This is a genomic window from Burkholderia alba (assembly GCF_034721475.1).
Taxonomy (GTDB): Bacteria; Pseudomonadota; Gammaproteobacteria; order Burkholderiales; family Burkholderiaceae; genus Burkholderia; species Burkholderia alba.
Genome location: NZ_JAWJWL010000010.1, coordinates 246,463 through 253,217, shown reverse-complemented (window position 1 = coordinate 253,217; position 6,755 = coordinate 246,463). Strand labels below are relative to the sequence as shown.

General features: G+C 68.6%; 3 protein-coding genes and 2 pseudogenes. 2 read left to right on the top strand and 3 right to left on the bottom strand.

Features of this window, described 5'->3' with window-relative positions; all coding sequences use genetic code 11:
* The 3 genes and pseudogenes from RZR99_RS14215 to RZR99_RS14205 form a co-directional block, all read right to left on the bottom strand.
* A pseudogene (locus RZR99_RS14215) lies at positions 1 to 712 on the bottom strand (magnesium-translocating P-type ATPase); the annotation flags it as partial.
* A gap of 17 nt (positions 713 to 729) precedes the next feature.
* Positions 730 to 1,881: pseudogene (locus RZR99_RS14210) on the bottom strand (P-type ATPase); the annotation flags it as partial.
* A 45-nt stretch (positions 1,882 to 1,926) separates the two neighbouring features.
* A complete protein-coding gene (locus tag RZR99_RS14205; RefSeq protein ID WP_323120406.1) occupies positions 1,927 to 2,082 on the bottom strand; it encodes a hypothetical protein in 156 nt (51 codons plus the stop codon).
* 550 nt (positions 2,083 to 2,632) lie between these two features.
* Here RZR99_RS14205 and RZR99_RS14200 point away from each other — a divergent pair.
* Together RZR99_RS14200 and RZR99_RS14195 are read left to right on the top strand one after the other, a co-directional pair.
* Positions 2,633 to 4,111 (top strand): MFS transporter, encoded by a 1,479-nt coding sequence (locus RZR99_RS14200; protein WP_323120405.1) that lies wholly within the window; start codon positions 2,633 to 2,635, stop codon positions 4,109 to 4,111.
* Between the two features lie 141 nt (positions 4,112 to 4,252).
* On the top strand, positions 4,253 to 6,694 hold the full coding sequence (locus RZR99_RS14195) for a penicillin acylase family protein (RefSeq protein WP_407655445.1): 2,442 nt from the start codon (positions 4,253 to 4,255) through the stop codon (positions 6,692 to 6,694).
* The last annotated feature ends 61 nt before the right edge of the window (positions 6,695 to 6,755 follow it).

The following is a 6,755-nucleotide window of genomic DNA, read 5'->3' as shown; positions in this document are numbered from 1 at the left end:
GCACCTTCACGTCGACCCCGTTCTCGCGCAGCGCGGCGAGCGCCGGCGCGGCCGATTCCTTCGGCGGATCGAGGAAGGTCAGGAAGCCGCGCACGGTGAGATCGCGCTCGTCGGCCGTGCGGTACTGCTCGCGTTCGTCGCCGCGCGGGATCGTGCGGGTGGCGACGACCAGCACGCGGAAGCCGTCCTCGTTGTAGGCGTTCGCCTGCTCGAGCAGGCGCTTGCGCGCGACGAAGTCGAGCGGGCGCACGCCGTTCTCGTCCTGCACATGGGTCGACACCGCGAGCATTTCCTCGACCGCCCCCTTGCAGACGAGGAGATGCTCGCCGCGCACGTCCTCGACGACGACCGACAGGCGGCGGCGCACGAAGTCGAACGGCAGCTCGTCGATCTTCTTGTAGCCTTGCGGCTTCACCCACTCGCCCAGTTCGTTCGCGCGGTTGACGATCGCGATGTCGATCAGGTTCTTCTGGCCGCTCTGGTGATAGCTGTTGAGCCAGCCGAGCCGCAGGATGTCCTCGTTCTTCTGGCCGAGGATGTCGAGATGGTGCTCGAGGATGATCTTGTCCTGGGTGAGCGTGCCCGTCTTGTCGGTGCAGAGCACATCCATCGCGCCGAAGTTCTGCACCGAGTTCAGGCGCTTGACGACGACCTTGCGGCGCGCCATCGCCACCGCGCCGCGCGCGAGGTTCGCGCTTACGATCATCGGCAGCANCCCGTCTTGTCGGTGCAGAGCACATCCATCGCGCCGAAGTTCTGCACCGAGTTCAGGCGCTTGACGACGACCTTGCGGCGCGCCATCGCCACCGCGCCGCGCGCGAGGTTCGCGCTTACGATCATCGGCAGCATTTCCGGCGTGAGGCCGACCGCGACGGCCAGCGCGAAGGTGAGCGCGCTCAGCCAGTCGCCCTTCGTCAGGCCGTTGATCATGAACACGATCGGCACCATCACCAGCATGAAGCGGATCAGCAGCCAGCTGACGCTCGACACGCCGCGGTCGAAGCTCGTCTCGATCCGCTTGTGGCTGACGACGTTCTTCGCGAGCGAGCCGAAGTAGGTGTTCTCGCCGGTGGCGACGACGACCGCGAGCGCGGTGCCGCTGACGACGTTGGTGCCCATGAAGCAGACGTTCGCGAGGTCGAGCAGCGCGCCCTCGCCGTCGTTCGCGGCGGGTTGCGGATGATGCGCGGATTTCTGCGCGACCGAGCCGAGCGTGTCGTACTTCTCGACGGGCAGCGCCTCGCCGGTCAGGACTGCCTGGCTGATGAAGAGATCGCGCGACGACAGCAGCCGCACGTCGGCGGGAATCATGTCGCCCGCCGACAGGTGGACGATGTCGCCGACGACGACTTCGCGCATCGGCACGTCGGTGCGGGCCGGCTCGCTCGCGTCGTTCATGCAGCGCTGCACGGTCGCGGTGGTGCGCACCATCGCCTTCAGCTTCTCGGCGGCGCGCAGGGAACGGAATTCCTGGAAGAACCGCAGCAGCGCGCTGATCGCGACCATCGCCGTCAGGATCGAGATCTTCACGTAATCCTGATCGCCCGGCTCGGCGAAATAGATGTCGGTGAAGTAGCTGATGGCGGTGAGCACCAGCAGCACGTAGATGAACGGATTGTTGAACGATTGCAGCAGCTGGCGGGTCCAGTGCGGCGGCTTGTCGTGCGCGATCTCGTTCGGACCGTCGAGCAGCAGGCGGTCCTCCGCCTGCGAGAAGGTGAGGCCGCGGGTGCTGGTGCGCAAGCTCTTCAGCGTGGCTTCGAGCGGCTGCGCGGCCTCTCGGGCGATGCGCATCGACGGTTCGTCACCGTCGCGATCGCGGCTGCCGTAGCTGAAGAAGCCACGCTGTTTCTTTTTCGAGGAGTGGTGCTGTTGTGACATGGGACGCTCCATGGCCGGGCGGGCCGGCGGGAGACGTCCGTCGCGCTAACGCGGCGCGAGCGTTTCCCGCCGCTTCGCGCCCGGCGCGTTCGGCTGAAATTCGGATTGAACGGGGTCGCTCGCCGGTGCGCATCGGGCAGGAAGGGCGAGCATTCGCTGCGCACCGGCGAGCAGTAATCGGCTACTGTCGTCTTCTTCCATCAGAACTCCTGTCGATTGTTTGCCGGATGCATCGGGCAGCCGGCATGGGGCGCATGGCGCCGGGCGTGCAGGGACATGCACGCGCCGGACGGCATGCGAGCGCGGGCGCACGCAGTGGCGAGACGCTGCGTGACACGAACGAGCGCCGCCGCTCACGCGGACGACATGCGTCGTTCAGAAAGAAAATGTCGCGGGAAGATCGGGCCGGAATGGCCGGAAAGACGCCGCATCCTGCTAACCGGGATGCGGCAGAGTCATGGCGCTCTGCGCGTTGCCTCAGTCAGCAGTTGAGTTGGTGCAGGACCAACTACAACTCGCATCGGTGTTCACAGAACACTCCATGTATTTAGACGGGGGCGATGGTAAAGGGTCGGCGTGCGAAGCGTCAACCCCTTTACGCAATGTTTACCGATTGTCCGATTCGTCACGGCAGTGCAAGTTTGGGCTTTACGCAGCGGCGGCGATATCGATACGCGAAATGCGCATTTGTGGATCGGAAACCGGCCGATATAGTCGCCACTGGTTTGCAATACGCGATGGAGTGCGACGCATGTCTTCCGTGATTCTCGAACCGGCCGCGCGGTCCGCCGCGTCCGCCGTGCCCGCCGGCGCGCCTGCCGTCATCCGCTCGGCTCGGGACGTCGCGCGGCTCGCGAACCAGGGCGCGGCGACGGGCAGCAACGCGCGCGCGGTGATCGCGATCGCGCTAGGCGGCGTGTTCCTCGACGCTTACGATCTGACCTCGCTCGCTTACGGCATCAAGGACATCGCGAAGCAGTTCGCGCTGACGCCGGTCGAGGTGGGGCTGGTGTCGTCGGCGATCACGTTCGGCGCGATCGTCGGTGCATTGTTCGGCGGCTATCTGACCGACCGGATCGGCCGCTACCGGGTGTTCATGGCGGACATGGTGTTCTTCGTGGTCGCGGCGCTCGCGGCCGGGCTCGCGCCGAATGCGTGGGTGCTCGGCATTGCGCGCTTCGTGATGGGTATCGGCGTCGGGCTCGACCTGCCGGTGGCGATGGCGTTTCTCGCGGAGTTCTCGCGCGTGTCCGGCAAGGGTAACAAGGCGGCGAGCATCGCGGCGTGGTGCCCTGCGTGGTACGCGGCGACGAGCGCCTGCTACCTGCTGATCCTCGCGCTGTATGCCGCGCTGCCCGACGCGCAACTGGGCTGGCTGTGGCGGCTCACGCTCGCATTCGGCGCGGTGCCCGCGCTCGCGATCATTTTCGTGCGCAGCCGCTACATCAGCGAATCGCCGGTGTGGGCCGCGAACCAGGGCGATCTCGACGGGGCCGCGCGGATTCTGCGGCGCTCGCACGGCATCGACGCTGTGGTCGCGCCGGACGCGGTGCGCACGGCCGGGCCGCGCAAGGCATCGTGGCGCAGCTATCCCGCGCTGTTCGGCGCACGCTACCGCCGCCGGACGCTGCTCGCGCTCGTGATCGGCGCCGCGTCGTCGTTCGGCTACAACGCGATCGTGTACGGCCTGCCGGTGATTCTTGCCAGCTTCCTGCAGCAGGGACCGCTGACCACGATCGTCGCGGCGCTCGTGCTGAATCTTGCGTTCGCATTCGTCGGCGGGCTGATCGGCGTGCGTACCGCGCACTCGATCGGCGCGTGGAAAATGACGGTCGCGGGCGTCGTGCTGCAGTTCGCGGCGCTGCTCGGCCTCGCGCTGATCGGCAAGCCCAGCGAGGCGGCATTCGTCGCGGCCGCGGTCCTGCTGCTTGGCGCCTATCTGTTCGGGCAGGGCTTCGGCCCGGGATCGCACTCGATGACGTTCGCGTCGCTCAGCTATCCGACCTCGCTGCGCGGTGTCGGCGTCGGCTTCAACCAGACGCTGACGCGCGGCGCGTCGACCGTCTCGCTGTTCCTGTTTCCCGTGCTCGCGGCCGCGCTGGGGCCGCGGGTGTTCTGGGTGATCGCGCTCGCGCCGCTCGCGTCGCTGACGGCGCTGCTGTTGCTGCGCTGGGAGCCGTCCGGCTACGACGTCGACGCGGAAGACTACGCGCCGCAGCCCGCGTCCTGACAGGGGGCGATTCGGCGCCGGCCTGAAAAGGCGTGTCCGGCCGACGGTTTGGACGGTAGCATGGGAGCCCGATGCGGCGCGCGCGGCCGGATGCACGAAGGCCCGCCGCGCGGCCGTCCCGATCCTCGTCGCGGAGACTCCATGCCGAACTTCGCCGCTGCACTGGCCGCCATGTCGCTGGCCGCCGCCGGCTGGGCCCTCGAAGCCCATGCGAAAGACCTCGCCCCCCAAACCATCGCGCTGCCCGGCTTGTCCCGGCCCGCCGAGATCGTCGTCGATCGCTGGGGTGTCGCGCATCTCTATGCGGACAGCGAAAGCGACGGCTTTTTCGTGCAGGGCTTCAACGCCGCGCGCGACCGCCTGTTCCAGATCGATCTGTGGCGCCGCCGCGGACTCGGGCAACTCGCCGAGGTGTTCGGGCCGGCCTATGTCGAGCAGGACAAGGCGGCGCGGCTATTTCTCTACCGCGGCGACATGGCGGCCGAATGGGCCCGCTACGGTCCGCAGGCGAAGGGGGCGGCGACCCGTTTCGCGGCGGGCGTCAACGCGTACATCGACTGGCTCGCCGACCATCCCGATCAGTTGCCCTACGAGTTCCGCCAGGCCGGCTACTGGCCGGCGAAGTGGTCGCCCGACGACGTCGTGCGCATCCGCAGCCACGGACTCACCCGCAACCTGAAAAGCGAGGTCGCGCGCGCGAAGGTCGCGTGCCGCGCGTCGCTCGCCGACGACGCGGTGCGCTTCGCGCTGCAGCCGCCGTGGCAGACCCGCGTGCCGGACGGGCTCGATCCGTGCCTGCCCGACGACGTGCTGAAGGTGTTCGATCTGGCGACGCAGGGCGTGAAGGTGTCGCGCAAGACGTTCCCGCACGCGGACGCCGGCGCGTCATCCGCCGGCACCGAACAGCTCGCGGCCGCAGGCGCCGAGGTGGAGGCGGGCGCGGACGCGGCGACGGAGGGCAGCAACAACTGGGTGATCGCGCCGCGCAAGTCGGCCACCGGCCGCGCGATCATGGCGAACGATCCGCACCGTGCGTTCGCGGCGCCGAGCCTGCGCTACATCGTGCAGATCAGCACGCCGACGCTCGATGTGATCGGCGCCGGGGAACCCTCGGCACCGGGCGTGTCGATCGGACACAACGGCACGATCGCGTTCGGGCTGACGATCTTCAACATCGACCAGGAAGATCTGTACGTGTACCAGACCGATCCGGCGCATCCGGGCGCCTATCGCTATCGCGGCGGCTGGGCGCCGTTCCGGATCGTCCGCGAGACGATCGCCGTGCGCGGCGCGCCGGCCGTGCCGGTCGACCTCGCGTTCACGCGCCACGGTCCGGTGATCTATACGGAAAGCGGCAAGCGGCGCGCGTTCGCGGTGCGCACCGCGTGGCTGTCGCCCGGCATGTCGCCGTATCTGGATTCGATGCGCTATCTGCATGCGAAGAACTATGCGCAATTCAAGGAAGCGCTGACGACCTGGGGCGCGCCGACCGTCAACCAGGTCTATGCGGACGCGAGCGGCAACATCGGCTGGGTGGCGAGCGGGCTCGCGCCGAAGCGGCCGAACTGGGACGGCCTGATGCCGGTGCCGGGCGACGGCCGCTACGAATGGGCGGGGTTCTGGCGCGGCGACGCGCTGCCTTCGGCGTACAACCCGCCCGCCGGCTACATCACGACCTCCAACGAACTGAACCTGCCCGCCGACTATCCGTACGCGGCGCGCAAACTCGGTTTCGAATGGACCAACGGGTCGCGCCACGCGCGCATCGACGAAGTGCTGAAGGGCGATCCGAAAATCTCGCTGGAGGCGTCGGAACGTCTGCAGAACGATGTCGAATCGATTCCCGCGCGGCGGCTCGTCGCGCTCGTCGCCCCGCTCGCGAGCGACGACGCCGATACGCGGGCGGCGCTCGCGCTGCTGAAGGGCTGGGACGGCCGCCTACGGGCCGATTCCGCGCCGGCGGCGCTGGAGGTAGTGTGGTTCAGCCGGCACCTGGGGCCGGCGTACAAGGCGGCCGTGCTGCCGAAGGCGGCGGCCGACGCGATCGGCGCGCCGCCGGACCCGGCCGCGATGCTCGATGCGCTGGAAGCGCCGCAGGCCCGCTTCGGCGACGATGCCGCCCGCAAGCGCGACGCGCTGCTGCTGACGACGCTCGGGCGCGCGTACGCGGAGCTGACGAAGCTGCAGGGCCCGGACGCGCGGCAGTGGCAATGGGGCAAGCTGCACACCAACCTGAACGCTCATCCGTTCGCCGACCTGGTGGACGACGCGCAGCGCGCGAAGCTCAACGTCGGGCCGCTGCCGACGGGCGGCAGCGCATTCACGCCGAATCAGTCGAGCTACCGGATCGCCGATTTCCAGCAGACGATCGGGCCGTCGTTCCGGATCGTCGTCGACGTCGGCAACTGGGACAACTCGCGCGCGGTGAACCTGCCCGGACAATCGGGCGATCCCGACAGCCCGCATTACCGCGATCTCGCGCCGATGTGGCTCGCGGGCGACTACTTCCCGCTGCGCTACACCCGGCAAGCGGTCGACGCCGTCGCCGAGCGCAGGATCCGCCTGGTCCCCGCGCCGCGCTGATGGGGTGCGCGCGCCGCCGGAGTCGGCCGCCTGCCTGCGGCGGGAACGGCGGCGAACCGAT

Coding starts and splice junctions, on each gene's coding strand:
- RZR99_RS14205 (WP_323120406.1), bottom strand. CDS start 2,082: ATGGAAGAAGACGACAGTAGCCGATTACTGCTCGCCGGTGCGCAGCGA.
- RZR99_RS14200 (WP_323120405.1), top strand. CDS start 2,633: ATGTCTTCCGTGATTCTCGAACCGGCCGCGCGGTCCGCCGCGTCCGCC.
- RZR99_RS14195 (WP_407655445.1), top strand. CDS start 4,253: ATGCCGAACTTCGCCGCTGCACTGGCCGCCATGTCGCTGGCCGCCGCC.